We start from the raw sequence: 21,902 nt of genomic DNA, 5'->3' as shown, positions 1-21,902 counted from the left end.
GACTTATCCCATGGAACGCCGTGTGCAATGAAAGTTGCTTGCACGGTGTGGCTCGGGGCGAAAGGCGTGAAAGCGTCTGACCTATCGAGATTTCTTTTGAAGGAAGAGCAGACCGCAGCTTATAGTGTGGAGATATGGAAGCGATTCCGTAAATGGGGTGGTATTCCAACTGGCATCACCCAGAATATTAAGGATTTGCTGTCTTCCAGGGAAATTGAGAACATTTTTGAAAACTCAGACTTCATTTATATGCTCAACCAGGCTCCCGGAGACAGGCAGATTCTTGCAAAACAGCTGAATATCTCACCAACCCAGCTGTCCTATGTAACCAACAGTAATGAGGGGGAAGGACTTCTGTTCTATGGAAATGTCATTATTCCATTCGTAGACAGATTCCCGAAGAATTCCCTCTATAAAATCATGACAACCCGCTTGGAGGAAACTTCCGAAGCAGGTTAAATCAAAGGAGAAAACAATGTTACGAGCAATTTCATATGTATTAACTTTTAGTGGCGGTGCTGTATTTGGCATCGCTTTTCTCTGTTTATTACAGGCAGGGAAAGGGTATCCAAAAAAGGAGGAGTAAGCATTGGCAGAACAGAGAATGAAAGTCAGGGATAAAAAAGTCCAAAAGATGACCAAGGATGGTCTGGTGGAAGAAAACCTGACAGATAAATCTTCTGTTTGTGTCAGTAACCGTGCCAGTGATGTACAGATGGGAATAAAACAGGGGGAAAAAGAAGAAAACCTTGTGGATAAGTCTCACCGCCAGTCTGAACGGAGTGGGAAAAATATTCGTCCCTCTGTGCAAAAATCCAGAGATGCACCGGAACTGATACGGGCAGAGAAGCAAAGTGAGGATCTTGGACAGAGTAGAAAACAGCAAAATAGAAAAAGAATCCGTGCTGAAGTCGGAAAAGAATCCAGACTTGCAGAAAAATCCGAAGCCGGACAGTCAGGGAGACTGAAAGAAAAACGTGCGGATCTATCAGAAAACAGAGGAGACAGCCGGAGAAATCAGACCGGTGGTAGCAAAAAGCCAAAACAAAAACAGCGTTTGAAGTTTGCTTATGAGGAAACTGGTGCTTCTGTGAAAAATGATAAAGATATGGAGAAATTGAACCAGATGGATACGGATGGAGTCAATTTCCGACATCAGAAACAGAAGGAAAAAGCCAAAAAGTTTTCTTATGAGGAAGCAAAAAAGAAGAAGGAAGCAAAGCAGCATTCCAAGAAGGCACAGGTCTATCAGGCAAATGATGGAGAAGCTCCTGGAAAGAAGAAATCCCGCTTGAAGTTTGGCGAAGGGGAATCTGTGAAAACAGAAAAAACTTCTGTTGTCAAGAAAGCAGGAAGTGCAGCTTCCGCAGCATTGCACCGTGAGATCAGCAAAAATGAAGACGATAATGCGGCGGTAGAAGGTGCCCATAAGTTAGAAGAAAGCGGCGAAGGTGTTTACCGGCTGGAACAGAGAAGTGCCAGACGCAGGAAACAGAGGGCATTCAGAAAAAGAAGCAGACTTGAAAGACAGGAAGAGAAACAGACACAGGCGGCAGCCCGTCAGGAACAGAAGAAACTGAAAAAACAGATTCAGAAGCAACAGATCAAACGGGATTATGCCAAAGCGAAGCGAAGTGAACAGACAGTAGGAACAGCTACAAAAGGTACGATTGATTATATCAAGAAGATTGGCGGCAAAGTCACCAACTTTTTTAAAGAAAACCGGAAGGTGTATATCAGTGTAGCAGTTCTGATCGGATTGATGTTTCTGATCATAACGAATGTCACGTCATGCTCTGCAGTGTTTTTACAAAATGTGATCACTTACACCGGAACCAGTTATCTGTCATCGGATCAGGCAATCCGGGAAGCGGAACTGTATTACACACAGCTGGAAGCTAATCTGCAGGAGCGGATCAACAATATGGAATCTGAAGAACCAGGACATGAGGAATACCGATATAACATCGGACCTATTGAGCATGATCCGTTTATCCTGATTAGTTATCTGTCTGCAAAGTATGAAGAATTTACTTTTGAACAGGTCAAGCCGGAGCTGGACGCCTTGTTTGCAGAGCAATATCATTTAACTACTGAAGCAGTCAATGAGACTGTAACGGAGACAGCAACAGTAAGAGTTGGAGAATCTTTGGGACAGGTTGTGACCAGTGGATATTGTAACTGTCCAATCTGTTGTGGTATTTGGAGCGGAGGACCGACTGCCAGTGGAGCATATCCAACTGCCAATCATACCTTAGCGGTAGATGCTTCCAATCCGTTTGTTCCAATGGGAACAAAGGTAGTTATGAATGGTGTCGAATATACCGTAGAAGATACCGGAGCTTTCGCAAGATACGGTGTACAATTTGATGTCTATTATGACAGTCATGCGGCAGCATCTGCACATGGACATCAGACCTGGGAATGTTATCTTGCAGATGATAACGGAAGCAATGAAGTCGAAGTGACCAGAATCAGAGATGTGGACACGCTGAATGTAACATTGACCAGTGGAAACCTGATGTCAATCTGTCAGGACAGGTTGGGATTTTTCCAGAAAGAACTGTTCAGTGCCTACAACGATACCAAAGGCAACCTGCAGATGTTTGCAACACCGGTTGATTTTAACTGGTATTCCAGTGTGACCAGCTATTATGGATATCGGATTCATCCAATATCAGGAGCAAATCAGTTACACAATGGTATGGATATCGGAGCACCGGAAGGGACAAAAGTAATGGCAGGGCTGACCGGAACGGTTACAACTTCTGCTTATAACGACAGCTATGGCAATTATGTTGTAATCAAGGACAGTAAAGGCTATGAACTGCGGTATGCACATTTAAGCAGCCGGAGTGTATCTGCAGGTGCATCCGTCACGAAAGGTGATGAGATCGGTCTTGTAGGAAATACCGGAAATTCTACAGGAAGCCATCTTCACATTGAACTTTTGAAAAATGGAGAGCGGTTAAACCCGATCTTTTATCTGGAAACAGGAGAAGGGACAGGCTTTGGTGGTAATGAATATACCAGTGAAGCAGCGCAACGTTTACTGGAAGAGGCTGCAAAATATCTTGGAACACCGTATGTGTGGGGCGGATATTCCCCAAGTGGATTCGATTGTTCCGGATTTGTCAGCTACTGTCTGGTTCATTCCGGGGTAAGAAATACGGGAAGGCTGACTGCACAGGGACTGTACAACATTTGTACGCCAGTATCCCAGTCAGAAGCACAGCCAGGAGATCTGATCTTCTTTACCGGAACCTACGATGCAGGAGAACCAGTAACGCATATTGGAATCTATGTGGGCAATGGTCAGATGATCCATTGTGGGCATCCGGTTCAGTACACGTCCATCAACTCTCCATACTGGCAGAGCCATTTCTATGGATTCGGGCGATGGTAAGGAAAAGGGCGGTATAACAGCCGCCCGGAAAGGAGAAGAGATGAAAAGTCTTGAAAAAGCAACGGCAGATTATGAGAAAGCCAAGGAAAAAATGGAAGCATCTAAAGCCAGATATGAAGCAGATTTAAAGCGGTTCAAGGCTGCGGAGATTGCAAAAACAGAAGCAGAAAATCTGGAAATTGTAAGAATTATCCGTGCAATGGATATGAGTATTCCGGAATTGGAAGCTTTTAAAAAGAAAATGAAAAATGAGTTGCCCGGCAGGGTAGAAATACAGAAGGAGGAAATAAAAGCCGATGATGAATCTGGAAAAAATGAAACAGAAGAAGAGAACAAATACTAAAAGCAGGGTAAAAAAGAGTCTGCTTGCAGCAACGACATTTCTTTGCCTGACAACACCTTTGCTCCAGACACAGACTGCTTATGCAGCTGAGAATACCACGCCTGCAATCACGATTGAGAAACCGGATGGATGGAAACAGGGAGAAACAACCATTGCTGTTACGGTAGATGCCAGCCATATGCCGGAAGGTTTCTCAATAGCAAAGATTGAAGCAAAAGCAGGAAAAGATGGAAGCTGGCAGGATGTAACTGGAAGCGGAAGTATCACGATCACAGGAAATCAGACAGTGTATGTGCGTGTGACAGATGGTGATGGAAAGGTGTATGAGCAGAATCGTTCTATTAAGTGTTATGACACGGAAAAGCCGACACTCTCTGCTTCCCTGACAGATGGTGTGCTGACGATTCAGGGGAATGATACAGTATCCGGGATTACTGCAGTAACAGTTAATGGCACCACTTATACAGATCTGAAGGATGGAATGCTGAGAGTGCAACTGACACAGAAAGATTTTACTACAAAACAGATTGAGATTACGGTAACAGACGGTGCCGGAAATACTTCTGAAAAGTATGTGTTGCAGAATCCTTATTATGAATGGGCAAAGAAGCAGGCAGAGAAACAGAAAACCTCCAGTGACAGCAATGGTGCAATGGCAACTACGACCAGTGCAGATGCAACGGGAACTGAAAAAACAACGACTTCTCCGCTTCCGCAGGATGCACAAGCTTCTGAGCCAACAGATGCAAAAGGAACTGTGGATGATCGGACAGTGACAGGTATTGAGGAACAGCTTAATAAAGAAGGCGAGACAGCAGATTCTGTTACTAAAACAGCTACGGAAGGCACAAAAGAGTTTTATACCATTTCAACTAAGAGTGGTAAGATTTTTTATCTGATCATCGACAATTCAAAATCTCAGGATAATGTGTATTTCCTTACAGAAGTCAGCGAGAAAGATCTGATGAACTTCACACTTTCTGATTCCGTGACACTTCCGGAAGTAGATACTGTTTATGCAGAACCAGAGAAACAGGCTGAAGAAGAAAAGCCGGAAACAACTGAGACAGCTGAGAAAGATAAGGTAGAGGATGAAATCCAGATGCCAGAAGATAAAAGTCCATTTGGAACGTATCTTCTGATTGCACTGGTTGCAGTAGGAGCTGCGGCAGGAGGATATTACTTCAAAGTCTATAAACCAAAGCATGAATATGATGACGAGGATGAGATGGAAGAGGATGAAGATGAATCCGAAGATTCAGAATCTGAAAAGCGGGAAGTAGACGATGCAGATGAGCAGGAAGAAAGTATAGAACCAGAAATCCTGAGAGACGAGGATTTTGATGATGCTGTGCTGGAAGATGAAGAAGAGGAGCAGGAGTAAATGAAATTAGTGATTGCAGAAAAGCCATCGGTTGCGATGGCACTGGCTTCCGTTCTTGGAGCCAGAACAAGAAAAGATGGCTACGTGGAGGGAAACGGTTATATCGTTTCCTGGTGCGTAGGACATCTGGTGGGATTATGCGATGCATCGGAATACGATGAAAAATATAAAAAATGGAGATATGAGGATCTGCCGATTGTGCCGGAATGTTGGAAACACAAGATTTTGGAGGGCACAAAGAAGCAGTTCGGAATCTTAAAGAAACTGATGAGAGATTCCAAAGTAGATGAGGTGATCTGTGCTACTGATGCAGGACGTGAAGGTGAGTTAATCTTTCGTTTGGTATATGAGCAGGCAGGATGCAAAAAGCCGATGAAGCGGCTCTGGATCTCATCTATGGAAGAACAGGCAATTAAAGATGGATTTGCGTCATTAAAAGACGGTTCGTGTTATGACAGTCTCTATCAGTCAGCACTTTGCAGGGCAAAGGCAGACTGGTTGGTGGGAATCAATGCGAGCCGTCTTTTTTCCGTTCTGTATAACCAGAATCTGAAAGTCGGAAGAGTGCAGACACCAACACTTGCCATGATCGTGGATCGAAATCAGAAGATCAAGGAATTTACCAAAGAAAAATATTATATGGCTCATATCAAGTTTGATGATATGGATGCAGTTACAGAGCATTTTCAGAAAAAAGAGGATGCAGATAAAGTGGCTGCGGACTGCATGGAGCGGATGTGCGAAGTGGAAAAGGATGATGTGAAAGAGAAAACAGTCCGCCCTCCAAAACTCTATGATCTGACCACCCTGCAGAGGGAAGCAAACAGAATATTTGGCTATACCGCTCAACAGACATTGGATGCCGTGCAAGAGATGTATGAGCAGAAGCTTGTCACTTATCCGAGAACAGACAGCCAGTATCTGACAGATGAGATGGGAGAAAGCACAGAAACTCTGATTCAGATGTTACTTGGGGAAATGCCTTATGCTGAAAGCCTGGAATATCAGCCGGACGTGAGTAAGGTATTAAATTCAAAGAAAGTATCTGATCACCATGCGATTATCCCGACCATGGAAGTAGCAAAGGCAGATATAGGTAAACTGAAAGAACGAAACTGCAAGATTTTGTACCTGATCAGTGCCAGGGTACTGACAGCAACCGCAGATCCTTATATTTATGAGAGTCATAAAAGCCAGATTACCTGTAATTATCATACGTTTTATCTCACGGCAAAGAAAACAAAGCAGGAAGGATTCAAGGCAATCGAAAATAAATTGAAACAGTTCTTTGGCGTAAAGAGTGAGAAAGAAGAGCCGGAGCTGGATATCTGGGCAGGCAAGCATTATGGTCCCTGTGATTCTTTTGTATCGGAGCATTTTACACAGCCACCGAAACAGTACACAGAAGATACCCTGCTTTCTGCGATGGAACGTGCAGGGAATGAAGAACTGACCGAAGATACAGAAAAGAAAGGACTAGGTACTCCAGCAACAAGGGCAGCAATCATTGAAAAACTGATTCAGTCTGGTTTTGTGAAAAGGGAAAAGAAAAATCTGGTGCCGACAGATGATGGCAATGTGCTGATTACGGTTCTGCCGGATGAGATTAAATCTCCGAAGATGACAGCAGAGTGGGAAATGGCATTGAATCACATTGCCCAGAATACAGAGACAGCAGATGAATTCCTAAATGGGATTACAGAGCTGATGCAGGAACTGGTTGCCAGATATCAGGGTATTTCAGAAGAAAAGAAAGAGCAGTTTCAGGGAAAAGCAAAAGGAGAAGTCATTGGCAAATGTCCCCGCTGTGGAGCTGATGTCAGGGAAGGAAAAGTAAACTTTTACTGTTCTGATCGGAACTGTGCTTTTACCTTGTGGAAGAATGATAAATTCCTTGCAAGCCAGGGAAAAAAGATGGATAAGGCGGCAGCAAAGAAGTTCCTGTCTAAAGGAAAAATCCATTATAAAGATCTGGTATCCAGAAAAACAGGGAGACAGTATGAAGCAACTGTGGAAATGGTTGATCCCGGCGAGGGGAATGTGCAGTTCAATCTGATTTTCCCACAACGATAAGTAGTGTATGGCAGGCAGTCTAAGGACTGTCTGTTTTCATACAAATATTATGAAAGAGAGGACCTTAGCATGAAGAAAAAAGGTAATTTTAGAAAAGTAGTATCTGGCTTGCTGGCAGGCATGACAATGCTTAGTACCGTGTTGTCTCCGATGACTGCATATGCAGCGGAGATTCAGCCAGAGGAAAAACCGCCACTTTATGAGGAAGTGAAAGACCTTCTGGATGAAGATGAGGTGGTGACTGCCAAAGATTATGAAATCGAAACAGGCAGTGTATTTGATGTGAAATCAGACTACACAGGACTGGAAATCAAGGATGCTGACAAGGTTAAAGTCACATTCGAGGAAGCAAAGAACGACAAGGATGAGGATTTTACGACAGATCATGCGGACACTTACAAAGCGGTCTATTATGTGGAACCGGTAAATCAGGAGCATCCGAAGTATCAGATCAGCCGAAAGCTGATTGTGCGTGAGAAAGAGACAGAAGTGCAGACAGAAACTGCAGGGAGTGAAGCGGTAACCGAATCCGAAGCAGCTGGCAGTGAACAGCAGACAGAGAAAGCGGAGGATTCCGAAGCAGACTCGGAAATTACCGATATTGATGCTGATGAATTTGATGATTTAGTAGAGCAGGCACAGAATCAGGATACCTATGATGAAGAATCAGGGTTAGAGCTTCACGATGTTTTGGAACAGGCAGGAGACGAAGGTGTGGATCTTGATTCTATGGAAGAGGGAGAGATTGCAACATTTGAAGCAGTTTCGGCTTATTCAGCAAGAACTACACAGCAGGTAACGATTGAAAAAGGACCTCTGTATAGATATGCAGATTATAATCTTGGAACCTATCTGACAGAGCCGTACTATATCAGCTACGGAAGCGTCAGAGCAACTGCGTATTGTGTACAGCCAGCAAAACCAGGACCAGGATCTGGAAATTATACAATCACAAAGATCGGGGACAATCAGGCGTTAGCAAAAGTGTGTTATTACGGTACAGATGCCGCAGGGAGCGAAAGTTTTTTTGCGAATAAACACACGGATTTCTCAGAAGGAAAAAGATTCATTATTATTCACATGGCTGCATCGTATGCCAATGGAAGCAGTGATGCATTCTATGGAACAAATGCTACAGGCGAGGCTTTGGCAAAAGAACTCTATAATTATTGTGTGAATAAGCCGGAAATACCAGATGTAGCAATGTCATTTTCAAAACCGAATGTAAAAGCTTATGTAGATGGAAATGTTCAGAGAACGGAGAACATTAAGTTCAATGCATCTTCCCAGCAGAAAATTACAATGGACTTACCAAAGGGTGTAAAGCTCCATAATGTATCTACTGGAAATGTAAGTGCGGCAGGTGCAAGCGTAACAATTGGAGGCGGAACCACGTTTTATCTTTCAGCTCCTCTGACACAGACAAGAGATGTAAGTGCTACTTTTTCTGCAAAAATGAAGGGAAGTATTACAAAAGATTATTCAGCATATAAACTGACTACGAATGCAAGTGTTCAGGATCTGGCATTTGTGTTTGGAGAAGGTGTCGCTGATGAAAAATATGTAAGCTTAAAGGTGTCCTGGATTGAACAGGCTACGATCGAAATCGTAAAGAAAGACGATACAGCTGATGTCAATCTTGCAGGTGCAGTATTCGGTGTATACAGCGATGAGGCTTGTACAAAGCTGATCACTCAGATGCCGGCAACAGATAAGAATGGAAAATCTTCTGTTACGATCATCAAGACACAGGATACCGTTTATCTGAAAGAGATCACAGCACCACAGGGATATGTAGTAAATGCAACGGCAACAAATGTAAAACTGGTAGCAAGTAAGACTTCCTCTGTGACTGTAGAAAATAAAGAACAGCTTGCAGAGCTTACCATTTACAAAGAAGGACAGGTTCTTACCGGAGCAGATGTCAGTGAAAATGGAACGGTATTCCAGTATGAAAACCGCAGACAGAAAAATGCAGTGTATAACGTGTATGCCGGGGCAGATATCGTAACTGCTTATGGCACAAAAGTGTACAGCAAAGGTGACCTGGTAAAAGATAATCTGACTACGGGAGAGAATGGTTCTGTTACACTGAAGAACCTGCATCTTGGAAGCTATGTGGTGAAAGAAGCAAAAGCACCGGACAATTTCTATAACGGCAGCGAAGAAAAGCCAGTGACTCTGACTTATGCCGGACAGAATAAAGAAGTTGTATTTGCAGATGTGACTTTTAACAACGAAAGACAGAAAGCAGACGTTTCCGTAGTAAAACAGGATAAAGATACAAAGAAACCACTGAATGGCGGTATTTTTGCACTGTATGCATCCGATAATATTAGAAATGCAGACGGAACCGTTGTTGTGAAAAAAGGAACACTGATTGAGAAAGCAACTACTGGAGCAGATGGAACTGCAAAATTCACAGTAGATCTTCCGATTGGATATTCCTATTCTGTAAAGGAAGATCAGGCACCGGAAGGTTATGTAAGAAATACAGAAGATGTGTATACGTTCAAGTTTTCTTACACCAATGATAAAGAAGCAACCGTATCTTTTGCCCATACCTTCAGCAATGACCGTGTGACAGCAAAGATCAATTTATTCAAAGTTGATAAAGAAACAGGAAAAGCAGTACCACAGGGAGATGCCACACTGAAAGGTGCAGTTTATGGTCTGTATGCCCGTGAAGATATCGTGCATCCGGACGGAGAAACCGGAACTATTTATAAAGCAGGAGAACAGGTAGCATCTCTTACAACAGATGACAAAGGACAGTCTTCTGTAAAAGGTTTATATCTTGGCAAATATTATGTCAAAGAGATCACACCGCCGACCGGATACCTGGCAGATACAGAAGAGCATGATCTTGTGTGCAGTTATGAAGGAGATATGACAGCAGAAGTAAAAAGAGAGTGCACTTCCAGTGAGCAGGTCATCAAACAGCCATTTCAGATCATCAAAGCAGCCAACAATGGAAAGACCGATGCAGATCTGTTATCCGGAGCCGGATTTACAGTTTATCTGAAATCTTCCCTTACAAAGAAAGCAGACGGAAGCTATGATTTTGATTCTGCAAAACCAGTAGTAAGTGGAGAAAACGGAGCAACTGAGATTTTTACAGATGAAAAAGGGTATGCCTGCAGTATTCCATTACCATTTGGAAGCTATATCGTGCGTGAAACTACAACACCGCACAATTACAAGCCAGTCGATGATTTTGAAGTGAATATCACAGAACATCATCCAAACGAGCCACAGATCTGGCGAGTGCTTCTGGATGAAGAGTTTAAGGCAAAACTGAAAATCGTGAAAAAAGACGATGAAACAAAGAAATCTGTATTGATTGCCGGAACAGAATTTAAGGTATATGACCTGGACAACAAGAAGTATGTGGAGCAGGTAACAACTTACCCAGTGACAACCACTCATAAGTCCTATTTTACGGACAGCCAGGGATATCTGATTATGCCGAAGAATCTGAAGATCGGACATTACCGGATTGAGGAAGTCAACGCACCGGAAGGGTACACAATCAATAAGAACTATGTAGAGATTGCGGTGGATGCAAATACAGCATACCAGATGGATTCTGAGAGCGGAGATGCCATTATTACGGTAGACTATGAGAACCATCCGGTAAAAGGAAAGCTGACGATCTATAAAAAAGGTGAGATGCTGACCGGATTTAAAAAGGATTTTGTTTATGAAGAAAGATACCTGAAGGGTGCATCATTTCATGTCTATGCAGCTGAAAATATCTATACACCGGATTATCAGAAAGATGAAAACGGGAACAGACAGCTGATCTATGCAAAAGATGCACTAGTAACAACGGTAACGACCGGGGAAGACGGAAAAGCAGTTGCTGATAACCTGCCGCTTGGTTCTTACTATGTGGTAGAAAAGACTGCACCGGAAGGATTCGTCCTGAACCATGACAGATCGGATGTCTCATTTGTCTATGCGGATCAGGATACACCTGTGATCGAACAGGAAGTGATGGTTGGCGATGACCGCCAGAAAGTTGCAATCCAGGTAGAAAAACAGGATGCAGAAAACGGTGCAACCGTAGCAGGAGCTGTCTTTGGCATCTATAACACAGAAGATCTGAAGAATGAGAAAGGTGAGATCATTGTAAAGGCAGATACACTTCTGCAGGAAATGACTTCTGATAACGATGGTCTTGCAGCATGTACGCTGGATCTGCCGCTTGGACAGTATTATGTGAAAGAGTTAAAAGCACCGGCGGGATTTGTATCCTCTGATGAAGTTCTGAATCTGGATGTTTCTTACCAGGGGCAGGATGTGAAGACAGTAAAACTGAAAACAGTGAAAAAGAACCAGCCGACAACAGTTGAAATCACAAAATCTGATGTAACAACAGGTGTGGAACTGGATGGGGCAAAACTCACCGTTCTTGATAAAGAAGGAAATGTTGTGGATCAGTGGACTTCTGTAAAAGATCAGCCACATGTGAACAAACGACTGACTGTGGGTGAAGAATACACCCTTCGAGAGGAAATGGCACCGTATGGATATCTGAAAACGACGGATGTGAAGTTCACACTGGAAGATACTGCCGAGATTCAGAAAGTAGAGATGAAAGATGAAGTTCCAACAGGACTTCTGATCATCAACAAAAATGGAGAGTTTCTGGATAAGGTGACACTTTTGGATCATGTAAAAGGTACCGTGGAGCATCTTTTTGAGTATGTAACCGGAAGCCTTACAGATGTGACGTTCGATGTATTTGCTGCGGAAGATATCAAAGCGGCAGATGGTGTCAGTGAAGATTATTTCAAAGCAGATGAAAAAGTAGGAACCATTACCACAGATTCCAATGGTATTGCACAGATGGGAGATCTCCCGGTTGGAAAATACTATGTGAAGGAAGTAAAAACAGCTCACGGTTATGTGCTGGACAAAGAGCCGAGATATGTTGACCTTTCCTACCGTGATCAGGACACACCAGTCATCACTTATGATGAGAAATGGCAGAATGCCCGTCAGAAAGTAAAGGTTACGGTTCTGAAGAAAGAAAAAGATACAGAACGTGTTCTTGCAGGTGGTGTCTTTGGTCTTTATACCAGTGAAGATATCAAAAATGCAAAGGGCGAGGTACTCCTTGAGAAAGATAGTCTGATCGAGCAGCGGGTAACGGATGAAAAAGGACAGATTACTTTTACGGCAGATCTTCCGGTAGACGGAAAATACTATGTGAAAGAGATCTTTGCGCCGGACGGATTTGTTACAACAGAAGAAGTACAGGAATTTACCTTTGAATATGCCGGAGAAGACCAGGCAGAAGTAAGCTACGACTTTACTTTTGAGAATCAGCCAACTACAGTGGAGCTGACCAAAACAGACCTGACAACAGGTAAAGAACTTCCAGGTGCACACCTGAAAGTGACGGATTCAGATGGCAATACAGTGGATGAATGGACTTCTACGGAAGAATCCCATGTGATCAAAGAACTGGTTGTTGGTAAGGAATACACCATGACAGAGACAAAACCGGCAGATGGATATGTCACTGCAGAAAGTATTACCTTTACAGTAGAAAATACAGCCGAGATTCAGAAAGTAGAGATGAAAGATGATGTGACAAAAGTGCAGATCAGTAAGACGGATATCACAGGAGAAACTGAGATTCCAGGTGCGAAACTGACGATTCTCGATAAGGATGATCAGGTAGTAGAGAGCTGGACTTCCACAGAGGAAGCACACTATATCGAAAAACTTCCAATCGGTAAATATACCTTACGTGAAGAGCAGGCACCGAAAGGATATCTTCTGACATCGGATGTTAGTTTTGAAGTAAAGGATACTGGAGAAATCCAGAAAGTAGCTATGAAAGATGACACTGCCAAGGGAAAAGTGATTCTCAATAAGACAGATAAATCATCAGGAGAACCGCTGAAAGGGGTAGAATTTGAACTTCGTGACAGCAAAGGAAAAGTTCTGGAAACCTTAAAGACAGATGCTGCCGGTCATGCAGAAAGTAAGCTGTATGAGATTGCCACATTTAAGAACGGCAAGTATGATACCGCTATCAAGTATTATCTGGTGGAAACAAAGACACTGGACGGATACACACTGGATCAGACCAAGCATAAAGTGAAATTTGCCTATGCAGATGACAGTACACCGGTTGTAGAAGTTACCTTTAATCTGACAAATGAGAAACCGGAAGTTCCAGAAACACCGAAAACACCGGATACACCACAGTCGCATGAAGAGACAAAGGTATCAAATGCACCGAAAACAGGTGACAGCACGAATATATGGCTGCCGATCCTGCTTCTGGTAATCTCCACAGGAGGTATGGCAGGACTTTATATCAGCAGGAAAAGGAAAAGCAAATAAGGAAACTAAAACCAACGGTTATGATTGGGAGCTTCTATGTGAGGCTCCCTTTTTCATACAAAAAAACACAGAAAGGAACAGAAAACTATGATGAAAACAATGGAAAAAAGACAGGAAGCACGAAAAAACCAGGATAAAACAGTAAAGAGAATGATGGCTTATCAGAAGAAAGCCGAGCAGATGGTCAGCAGAAAAAGAATGAACCATCACATGATCAGAAAGGGGTAAAAGCGTATGATGAACAGAAAAGAATTTTATGAATATGTCAAAGACAATGTAAAGGAGTATCTGCCAGAGTCTTATAAGGACGCAGAAATTAAACTTCAGGAAGTAGAAAAAAACAATGGTTTGAAGCTGACAGGTATTACGATTCCGAATGGAGATCAGAGAATCGTACCGACAGTCTATCTGGATTCCCTTTATCAGGAATATATCCATGGAAAAGATGTAGATTCTTGTGTTGGGGATGTAGCTGATATGCGTATTGAGGCACAGGGCAAGGCAGAATTTTTTGATATGGGAGTTCCAGATATCCTGGATTATGAAAAGATGAAAGACAAATTACAGATGAGAATTTGTGATAAGGAATGGAATACCGATCTTCTTGCAGATAAAGTAGTCACAGAACACGGAGATTTTGCAGCTTATTATGCAGTAAATCTGGAGGAAAATGGAGAAGGGATCAGCAGTATTCCGGTAACTGTTTCTCTGATGAACGAGTGGGGAGTATCTGCCGAACAGATTCAAGCGGATGCGATGGTGGCAGACCGAAAACGTGGTGTCACACTTATGGATATGAATGAGATTATCAAATCTATGATTTTTGGTGAAGAACCAGAAAACCTGCTGAATGAAAAAATGGATATGGAAGCCATGGAAAACCCAATGTTCTGTCTGACAAACAAAGCTAAGATGAATGGAGCTTCCCTGTTACTGCAGGAAGATATTCGTAAACAGATTGGGGAATGCCTGGGAAGTGATTACTTTGTCATCCCATCTTCCATTCATGAAGTGCTGATTCTTCCTGATAACGGCATTTTTCAGGTTCCGGAATTAAATGCGATGGTACAGGAAGTCAATGAGACAAAGGTGGAGAGACAGGAGCAGCTTTCCGATAAAGTTCAGTTTTGTGATGGGAAAACGGCAGTTATGGAAAATGCTGAGCGTAGGGAAGCTCGTTTGGAGAAAGAAAAAGCAGCCGAAAAAGCGGAAGTAAAAGGTGGAATCCATGGAAGACTGGAGAAAGCTAAGGCAGAAATCAAGGCAAAAGAGGGAGACAAAGTGCCAAAGAATAAGTCAAAAGAGCTTGCCACAGCATTATAAAGAGTAACAACGATGATTTTAAGGGGACTGTGCTAAGCAGTCCCTGATTTTATGAAAAGGAGTAGCGCATGGCAAATAAATTATATGCAATGGAACAGCTGACGGAAGAGGTGGCAAAAGATGTAGCTGCCAGTCCGCAGGAATGGATGCGGTTCCTAAACACTGCATCCAGACTGTACAAATACACTTTTCCAGAACAGCTTTTAATTTATGCACAGCGACCGGAAGCAACTGCCGTAGCATCCATGGAAATCTGGAATCAGAAGATGTACCGCTGGATCAAAAAGGGATCCAAAGGGATTGCCTTGATTGACAATACTTCCGGACCGAAAACGAAACTTCGGTATGTATTTGATGTGCAGGACACTTATAAAGTGCGGAATCTTGGAAAGGATCCTCAGTTATGGAATCTTCCGGTGGAAGGAGAACAGCTGGTGGCAGATTATCTGCAGGAGCAGTTATCACTGGAAGATACAGAAGGAGGACTTGCTGAAAGTCTGTATCAGGCAGCGAAGGAGAGTATGCAAGAATGGCTTCCAGATGCATTGGAAGAACTGAGACTGGACGTAACAGGGACATTTCTGGAAGAACTGGACGAACAGAATCAGGAAGTCGAATTTCGGGAACTGATGACCAATAGTGTCTGGTATGTATTACTAAACCGGTGTGGACTGGATGCACAGGAATATCTGGATGCAGAGGATTTTCGGCATATTACGGACTTTAATCAGCTGATAGTATTAGGACATCTGGGAAGTGCAGTCAATGAGATCAGCAGACCAGTCCTGATGCAGATTGGACGATATGTGCTGAATAATCTGGAAAATGACCTGAAAACGGTTGCAAAAGAAAAAGAAGTAGTCTATAATAAATTTAACGCATTAATGCGTGAAAGTAATACAGATAACACAGAAGATAGAGAAGAAAAAAAGGAGGAAACAGACTATGAGAGAGATCAGTTACAGCCAGAACGGAGAGTATCAGATTCCAGATATCAGCCTGGAAGAGACGAGAGGAACCATCGGCAAGTACGGAATGATGCGGAAAGAGTATCTGAGAAATCACAAGGTAGCCAGGTTCAACATTCTGACACTGCAGAACCGTCTGGACAGTCATCTGATGGAGATCGACAGCCAGGCAAGACAGAGAGTAGACGACCTGATGAACGAACTTCTGGAGAAAGATCCGGCACCGGACAAAATGGCAGACGGGATGGCATGGACCAGACACATGAACCAGATCAAGGCACAGGCAGAGGAGCTGGTGATTCAGGAGATTATTTACAGTTAAGTCTGTTCCCAACAGAAGAGGAACAGTTAGGAGAAATAAGGAAAGCGGCAGCTGCATTGGAACAGCCAGCCGCTTTTCTTATTTCCGATGAAGTGGTAAATGATATTCTCCGCACGGGAAGCGGACAGAAAAATACACTGTTTCATATTACAGCAAGACTGATTGAAGGTCTGGATAATGAAGAAATGCGGAGTTTTCTGAAAGATGAATATGGAACTGGTGGCAAAGGATTTACCATAGATGGTCAGAAAATCAGTATCTGGTATGACAATGATGGTATCCGTATCCGGCGAGGGGACTCTGCCAGAAGAAACTTTGACCGCATGGTTACGTGGGAAGAAGCAGCGAACAGAATTCGGGATATGTATGAGGATGGAAATTACGTGGATAATTTGATTTCCAATAATGCCATTGAACAGGAGCAGGAAGAAATGACCAATCTTCTTGCACTTCATTTTCGGGATACTTGCAGAAACTGGGAAAAGAAACAATCATATTCAGACTGGCAGGATGTAGTGAGTGGAGCATGGACAGATCAAGAGGAAGCAGATGCGATTGTCTATCGTTTTGAATGGCTGCAGAAATATATGGATGAGAATCCGGGAGATTATCACCGCTGGGAGATTCAGCATAATCCGGAATATTTCCAACGCTTTCAGGATCTTCAGAGGGAGCGTTCCTGGGTAGATCAGAAATTTACGGTCGAACGTCCGGCACTATCCTTTATCACACAGGATGAAATTGACGCAGTGTTAAGAAGAGGCGGCATTACTGCAGGAGGACGTAACCGAATCTATGAGTATTTCATGGAACATCATGATATGAAAGATGCAGCTGAGTTCCTGAAAAATGAGTATGGAACAGGTGGTTCCTCACCCGGAATACCAGGAGCAGATGCTTCCGACGCATCCCATGATGCAAAAGGATTAAAACTTGCAAAAGGGAAAATTGGCAGTCCAGAGGTAGAAGTTTTATTAAAGTGGAACAAGGTTGCAGAACGTGTTCGCCAGTTAATCCGCACAGATGATTATTTGTCACCGGAAGAAATGGAAAAGTACGAAGAACGACAGGAAGCACAAAGACTGGCAGACCTGGAAGAAGCACAGCAGATGTTAGGAGAACAGCTGGAACAGGATACTTTTACAGCGGAAGATATAACGGATCTGCGACTAGTTGATTCAGAATATATGTCCGGTACCAGAACAAAAATCTATGATTTTGCTTGCAAAGTTAAGGGAGAAGAGAATCGACTTCAATACACATTAGAATATCATGATGATGGAGAAGGTTTCACGATTCATACGGAAAAAGATGATATTTGGGAGCGAATGTCAACACAAGAATTGGAACGTCTGGATGTAAAACTTGGACAAGAAGTACTTTATTATCATTATCACAACAAAACAGTAAATGCGGATACCTTAGATAAATTACGGGAAATCAAGGAAGAAATCATGGAGGAAGAGTCTTCCTATTTTACTGCTATTTCTAAACGTGTGTGGACAGATTATGATAAAAAAGAAAAAGAACTGTCGGGAGAAGTTGAGGTATTGGAAGAAAAAGAATCATTGGAAGAGATTAACGGAATAGCAGAACTGATTCCAGCAACGAACTTCCATATCACAGATGATGAACTTGGACAGGGAACACCGAAGGAGAAATTCCGAGCCAATATTATGGCTATTCAGCTGTTAAAAAAATGTGAGGATGAGAACCGCAATGCGACACCAGAGGAACAGGAAATCTTATCCAGGTACGTCGGCTGGGGAGGTCTTGCAGATGCATTTGATGAGACAAAATCTGCATGGGAGACAGAATATCTGGAATTAAAGACCGTCCTTACACCGGAAGAATATGCTGCAGCCAGAGCTTCCACATTAAATGCTCATTATACACAGCCGATTGTGATTGAAAGTATGTATCAGGTGTTGGAGAATCTGGGATTTACAAAGGGAAATATCCTGGAGCCATCTATGGGAGTCGGGAACTTCTTTGGAAAGCTTCCAGAGAATCTAAACCAGTCCAAACTCTATGGAGTGGAACTGGACAGCATCAGTGGCAGAATTGCTAAACTTCTCTATCCAGATGCCAATATCCAGATCAAAGGCTTTGAGAAGACGGATTATCCCAATGATTTCTTTGACGTGGCAATCGGAAATGTGCCATTCGGTGCATATAAGGTCAATGACCGTCAATATGACCGCTACAATTTTATGATTCATGATTACTTTCTTGCCAAGACTATAGATCAGTTACGTCCAGGTGGTGTAGCTGCGTTGATCACAACAAAGGGAACTATGGACAAGGAATCACCGGAAGTCCGGAAATATTTGGCAGAGCGTGCAGATCTGCTGGGGGCTATCCGACTGCCGAACACAGCTTTTAAGGCAAATGCAGGAACAGAAGTCAGTGCTGATATTTTGTTTTTCCAGAAGCGTGAGAGTTTCACAAAAGAGATGCCAGACTGGGTGAATTTGGAGAGTGATGCAAATGGGATTACCATTAACAAGTATTTTGTTCAGCATCCGGGATTGATTCTTGGTGAGATGAAAGAAGTGTCCGGTCCGTATGGTATGGAAACAACCTGTGCTCCAATGGAAGGAGCTGATCTGGAATTACAGTTACAAGAAGCTGTAAAACACATCAGAGGAAGCATGGTAGCGGCAGTAGATATAGAGGCAGAACTGGATGAGATGCCAGAGAGTATTCCGGCAGATCCGAATGTCCGAAATTACAGCTATACGGTGGTAGATGATCAGGTATATTACCGTGTCAATTCTTTGATGAATCAGGTGAAAATGCCTGCAGCCACTGCAGAACGTGTAAAAGGCATGGTTGCAATCCGTGATACCGTTCGTGAACTGATCGCCATGCAGATGGAAGAATTTGTCACAGACGAAGAAATCCAGAAACAGCAGAAAAAACTGAATCAGGTGTATGATACCTACACAGCAAAGTATGGAGTTATTGGAAGTAATGCTAACAAACGTGCATTTTCTGATGACTCTTCTTATTGTCTGCTGTGTTCCTTGGAAGACTTGAATGAAGATGGAACATTGAAGCGGAAAGCGGACATGTTCACCAAACGAACCATTAAAAAGGCGGTCGCTGTGACAAGTGTGGAGACAGCCACAGAAGCACTTGCTCTGTCCCTAAATGAAAAGGCTAAAGTAGATCTTCCATATATGGCACAGTTGACCGGAAAGACCGAAGAGAAAATCACAGAAGAGCTGGTTGGAGTTATCTTCAAAAATCCACTGACAGACCAGTGGGAAAGCGGAGATGAATATCTGTCTGGAAACGTCAGAGATAAATTAAATACAGCGAGAACTTTTGCAGAGAATCATCCGGAATTCACACCGAATGTGCGTGCATTGGAGGCAGTTCAGCCAAGAGATCTGGAAGCGTCGGAGATTGAAGTGCGTATTGGAGCCACCTGGATTGAACCTTCGGATTATCAGGATTTTATGGTGGAACTGCTTCATACGCCGAGGTATCTTGCACAGAAGGAAATACAGGTAAAATTCTCTGAGGTAAATGGTGAGTGGAGGATTACAGGAAAGAACGCCGACAGTCCAAGAAATGCGTTTGCTTATGCAACGTATGGAACGGAGAGAGCAAATGCCTACCGGATTCTGGAAGATACCTTGAATCTAAAAGATGTTAGAATCTATGATAAAGTCGTAAATGACAATGGGGATGAAGTGCGAGTTTTGAATAAAAAAGAAACTATGTTGGCATCACAAAAGCAGGATGCCTTGAAGGCTGCATTCCAAGATTGGATTTTTAAGGATCAGCAGAGGAGAGAAAGGCTGGTAAGCGTGTACAATGAGCGTTTCAATAGTATCCGTCCCCGTGAATATGATGGTAGTCACTTGAGTTTTCCAGGAATGAATCCGGAAATAGAGCTTCGTCCGCATCAGAAAAATGCAGTCGCACATCAGTTATACGGTGATAATGTGCTTCTGGCACATGTAGTAGGAGCTGGGAAGACTTACGAAATGGTAGCGGCGGCAATGGAGAGCAAACGTCTGGGATTATCACAAAAGAATCTCTTTGTTGTGCCAAACCATTTGACAGAGCAGTGGGGAGCGGAGTTCCTGCAGTTATATCCAGGAGCAAATATTTTGGTAGCAACCAAGAAAGACTTTGAACCGGCAAACCGAAAGAAGTTCTGTGCCAGAATCGCTATGGGAAATTACGATGCTGTTATTATTGGTCATTCCCAGTTTGAGCGTATTCCAATCTCTGATGAGAAACAGGAAGCCATGCTTCAGAGGCAGATTGATGATCTGGAAATGGCAATCCAGAGTGCAAGGTATGAACAGGATGGTGGACGTTATACCGTCAAACAGATTGAAAAGACAAGAAAAACATTGCAGACAAGGCTGGAGAAACTGAATCAGAAAGAGAAAAAAGATCAGGTAGTTACGTTTGAAGAACTGGGAGTGGATCATTTATATGTAGATGAAGCACACAGTTATAAAAACGCATTTCTTTATACAAAAATGAGAAATGTAGCCGGGATTGCACAGAATGAAGCACAGAAGTCGGCGGATATGTTTAATAAATGTCAGTATCTGGATGAGATTACCGGAGGAAAAGGCATTACCTTTGCTACGGGCACACCGATTAGCAACAGCATGACGGAATTATATGTTATGCAGAGGTATCTGCAGAACAGCAAATTACAAAATATGGGACTTGGACTGTTTGATTCCTGGGCCTCCACCTTTGGCGAGGTAGTCACGAGCATTGAGCTTGCACCAGAAGGAACAGGCTACCGTGCAAAGTCAAGATTTGCAAGATTTTATAATATTCCGGAACTGATGAATATGTTTAAGGAGATTGCAGATATCAAGACTTCCGATCAGTTAAAGCTTCCTGTGCCAGAGGCGGAATATGAAACAGTGGTGCTGAAACCAACGGAACAGCAGAAAGAAATCGTAGAAAGTCTGGGGGAACGTGCAGAAGTTGTCAGAAACGGAGGGGTAGATGCTTCGGTTGATAATATGCTGAAAATTACCAATGATGGAAGAAAATTGGCATTGGATCAGCGTTTGGTGAACGAATTATTGCCAGATAATCCAGAAAGCAAAATATCAGTCTGTGCAGAGAAAAGTTATGAGATCTGGAAAGACACGGCAGCACAGAAATCTGCACAATTGATTTTCTGTGACTTGAGCACACCGAAAGGTGATGGCAGTTTCAATGTTTATGATGACTTGAAGCAGAAACTGATAGCGAAAGGTGTACCGGAAAAAGAGATTGCTTTTATTCATGATGCAAATACAGAAGCAAAGAAGACGGAGCTGTTTGGAAAAGTGAAATCCGGGCAGGTTCGTTTTTTGATTGGCTCAACAGCAAAGATGGGTGCCGGGACCAACGTGCAGGATCGTCTGATTGCGTTGCACCATCTGGATATTGGCTGGAAACCATCTGATTTGGAACGTGCGCCCGTAAAGGCATCATAATAAATATACCTTTGGCAAGGTATTAGGATAGTATCTTACAGTCCTATCATCAACCGATTTACCTGTGAGGGAAACTAAATATCAGGGAAAATAGCACGTCGGTAAAGCCATAAGTCAGCTAATTACCAAGCTGCGACTGAATGGGGAGATGAAAAGTTAGGTATGAGGATAAAGCCCATACTGGTTGAACGATAGTCCAAACGGTCAATGTCGGGACTATGGCGTAAGGTAATTATTATTCGC

At 43.0% G+C, this 21,902-nt stretch carries 9 protein-coding genes and 1 pseudogene; all 10 read left to right on the top strand.

Annotated features, from left to right (window positions below; all coding sequences use genetic code 11):
• Positions 1-459 (top strand): annotated as a pseudogene (locus tag BLP57_RS16285) (hypothetical protein); the annotation flags it as partial.
• A gap of 16 nt (positions 460-475) precedes the next feature.
• Positions 476-586 carry a hypothetical protein gene (locus BLP57_RS16280; protein WP_008688066.1) on the top strand — a complete coding sequence of 37 codons (111 nt, stop codon included), beginning with the start codon at positions 476-478 and terminating at the stop codon, positions 584-586.
• Between the two features lie 18 nt (positions 587-604).
• Positions 605-3,406, top strand: coding sequence for a CD1108 family mobile element protein (locus BLP57_RS16275; protein WP_054335776.1), 2,802 nt, complete (start codon positions 605-607; stop codon positions 3,404-3,406).
• 40 nt (positions 3,407-3,446) lie between these two features.
• Positions 3,447-3,749 carry a DUF4315 family protein gene (locus tag BLP57_RS16270; RefSeq protein WP_023922642.1) on the top strand — a complete coding sequence of 101 codons (303 nt, stop codon included), beginning with the start codon at positions 3,447-3,449 and terminating at the stop codon, positions 3,747-3,749.
• Positions 3,703-5,133, top strand: a complete 1,431-nt coding sequence (locus BLP57_RS16265) for a CD1107 family mobile element protein (RefSeq protein ID WP_023922641.1) — start codon at positions 3,703-3,705, stop codon at positions 5,131-5,133. The genes BLP57_RS16270 and BLP57_RS16265 overlap by 47 nt, the downstream gene beginning before the upstream one ends.
• On the top strand, positions 5,134-7,206 hold the full coding sequence (locus BLP57_RS16260) for a DNA topoisomerase 3 (protein WP_092073266.1): 2,073 nt from the start codon (positions 5,134-5,136) through the stop codon (positions 7,204-7,206).
• A gap of 69 nt (positions 7,207-7,275) precedes the next feature.
• Positions 7,276-13,572 carry a SpaA isopeptide-forming pilin-related protein gene (locus BLP57_RS16255; RefSeq protein WP_092073263.1) on the top strand — a complete coding sequence of 2,099 codons (6,297 nt, stop codon included), beginning with the start codon at positions 7,276-7,278 and terminating at the stop codon, positions 13,570-13,572.
• Between the two features lie 99 nt (positions 13,573-13,671).
• Positions 13,672-13,800, top strand: coding sequence for a hypothetical protein (locus BLP57_RS18485; protein WP_255363793.1), 129 nt, complete (start codon positions 13,672-13,674; stop codon positions 13,798-13,800).
• Between the two features lie 6 nt (positions 13,801-13,806).
• Positions 13,807-14,895: a DUF5688 family protein gene (locus BLP57_RS16250; RefSeq protein WP_024720776.1), complete on the top strand. Its 1,089-nt coding sequence runs from the start codon at positions 13,807-13,809 to the stop codon at positions 14,893-14,895.
• Positions 14,896-14,963: 68 nt separating this feature from the next.
• Positions 14,964-21,659 carry a DEAD/DEAH box helicase family protein gene (locus BLP57_RS16245; protein ID WP_092073260.1) on the top strand — a complete coding sequence of 2,232 codons (6,696 nt, stop codon included), beginning with the start codon at positions 14,964-14,966 and terminating at the stop codon, positions 21,657-21,659.
• Positions 21,660-21,902 lie beyond the last annotated feature (243 nt).

The organism is Blautia sp. SF-50 (assembly GCF_900101315.1).
GTDB classification, from domain to species: domain Bacteria; phylum Bacillota; class Clostridia; order Lachnospirales; family Lachnospiraceae; genus Blautia_A; species Blautia_A fusiformis.
This window is presented reverse-complemented; position numbering and strand designations above follow the sequence as displayed.

What these genes read in the sequence shown, in the direction of transcription:
- BLP57_RS16280 (WP_008688066.1), top strand. Translation starts at nt 476, where the DNA reads ATGTTACGAGCAATTTCATATGTATTAACTTTTAGTGGCGGTGCTGTA.
- BLP57_RS16275 (WP_054335776.1), top strand. Translation starts at nt 605, where the DNA reads ATGAAAGTCAGGGATAAAAAAGTCCAAAAGATGACCAAGGATGGTCTG.
- BLP57_RS16270 (WP_023922642.1), top strand. Translation starts at nt 3,447, where the DNA reads ATGAAAAGTCTTGAAAAAGCAACGGCAGATTATGAGAAAGCCAAGGAA.
- BLP57_RS16265 (WP_023922641.1), top strand. Translation starts at nt 3,703, where the DNA reads ATGATGAATCTGGAAAAAATGAAACAGAAGAAGAGAACAAATACTAAA.
- BLP57_RS16260 (WP_092073266.1), top strand. Translation starts at nt 5,134, where the DNA reads ATGAAATTAGTGATTGCAGAAAAGCCATCGGTTGCGATGGCACTGGCT.
- BLP57_RS16255 (WP_092073263.1), top strand. Translation starts at nt 7,276, where the DNA reads ATGAAGAAAAAAGGTAATTTTAGAAAAGTAGTATCTGGCTTGCTGGCA.
- BLP57_RS18485 (WP_255363793.1), top strand. Translation starts at nt 13,672, where the DNA reads ATGGAAAAAAGACAGGAAGCACGAAAAAACCAGGATAAAACAGTAAAG.
- BLP57_RS16250 (WP_024720776.1), top strand. Translation starts at nt 13,807, where the DNA reads ATGATGAACAGAAAAGAATTTTATGAATATGTCAAAGACAATGTAAAG.
- BLP57_RS16245 (WP_092073260.1), top strand. Translation starts at nt 14,964, where the DNA reads ATGGCAAATAAATTATATGCAATGGAACAGCTGACGGAAGAGGTGGCA.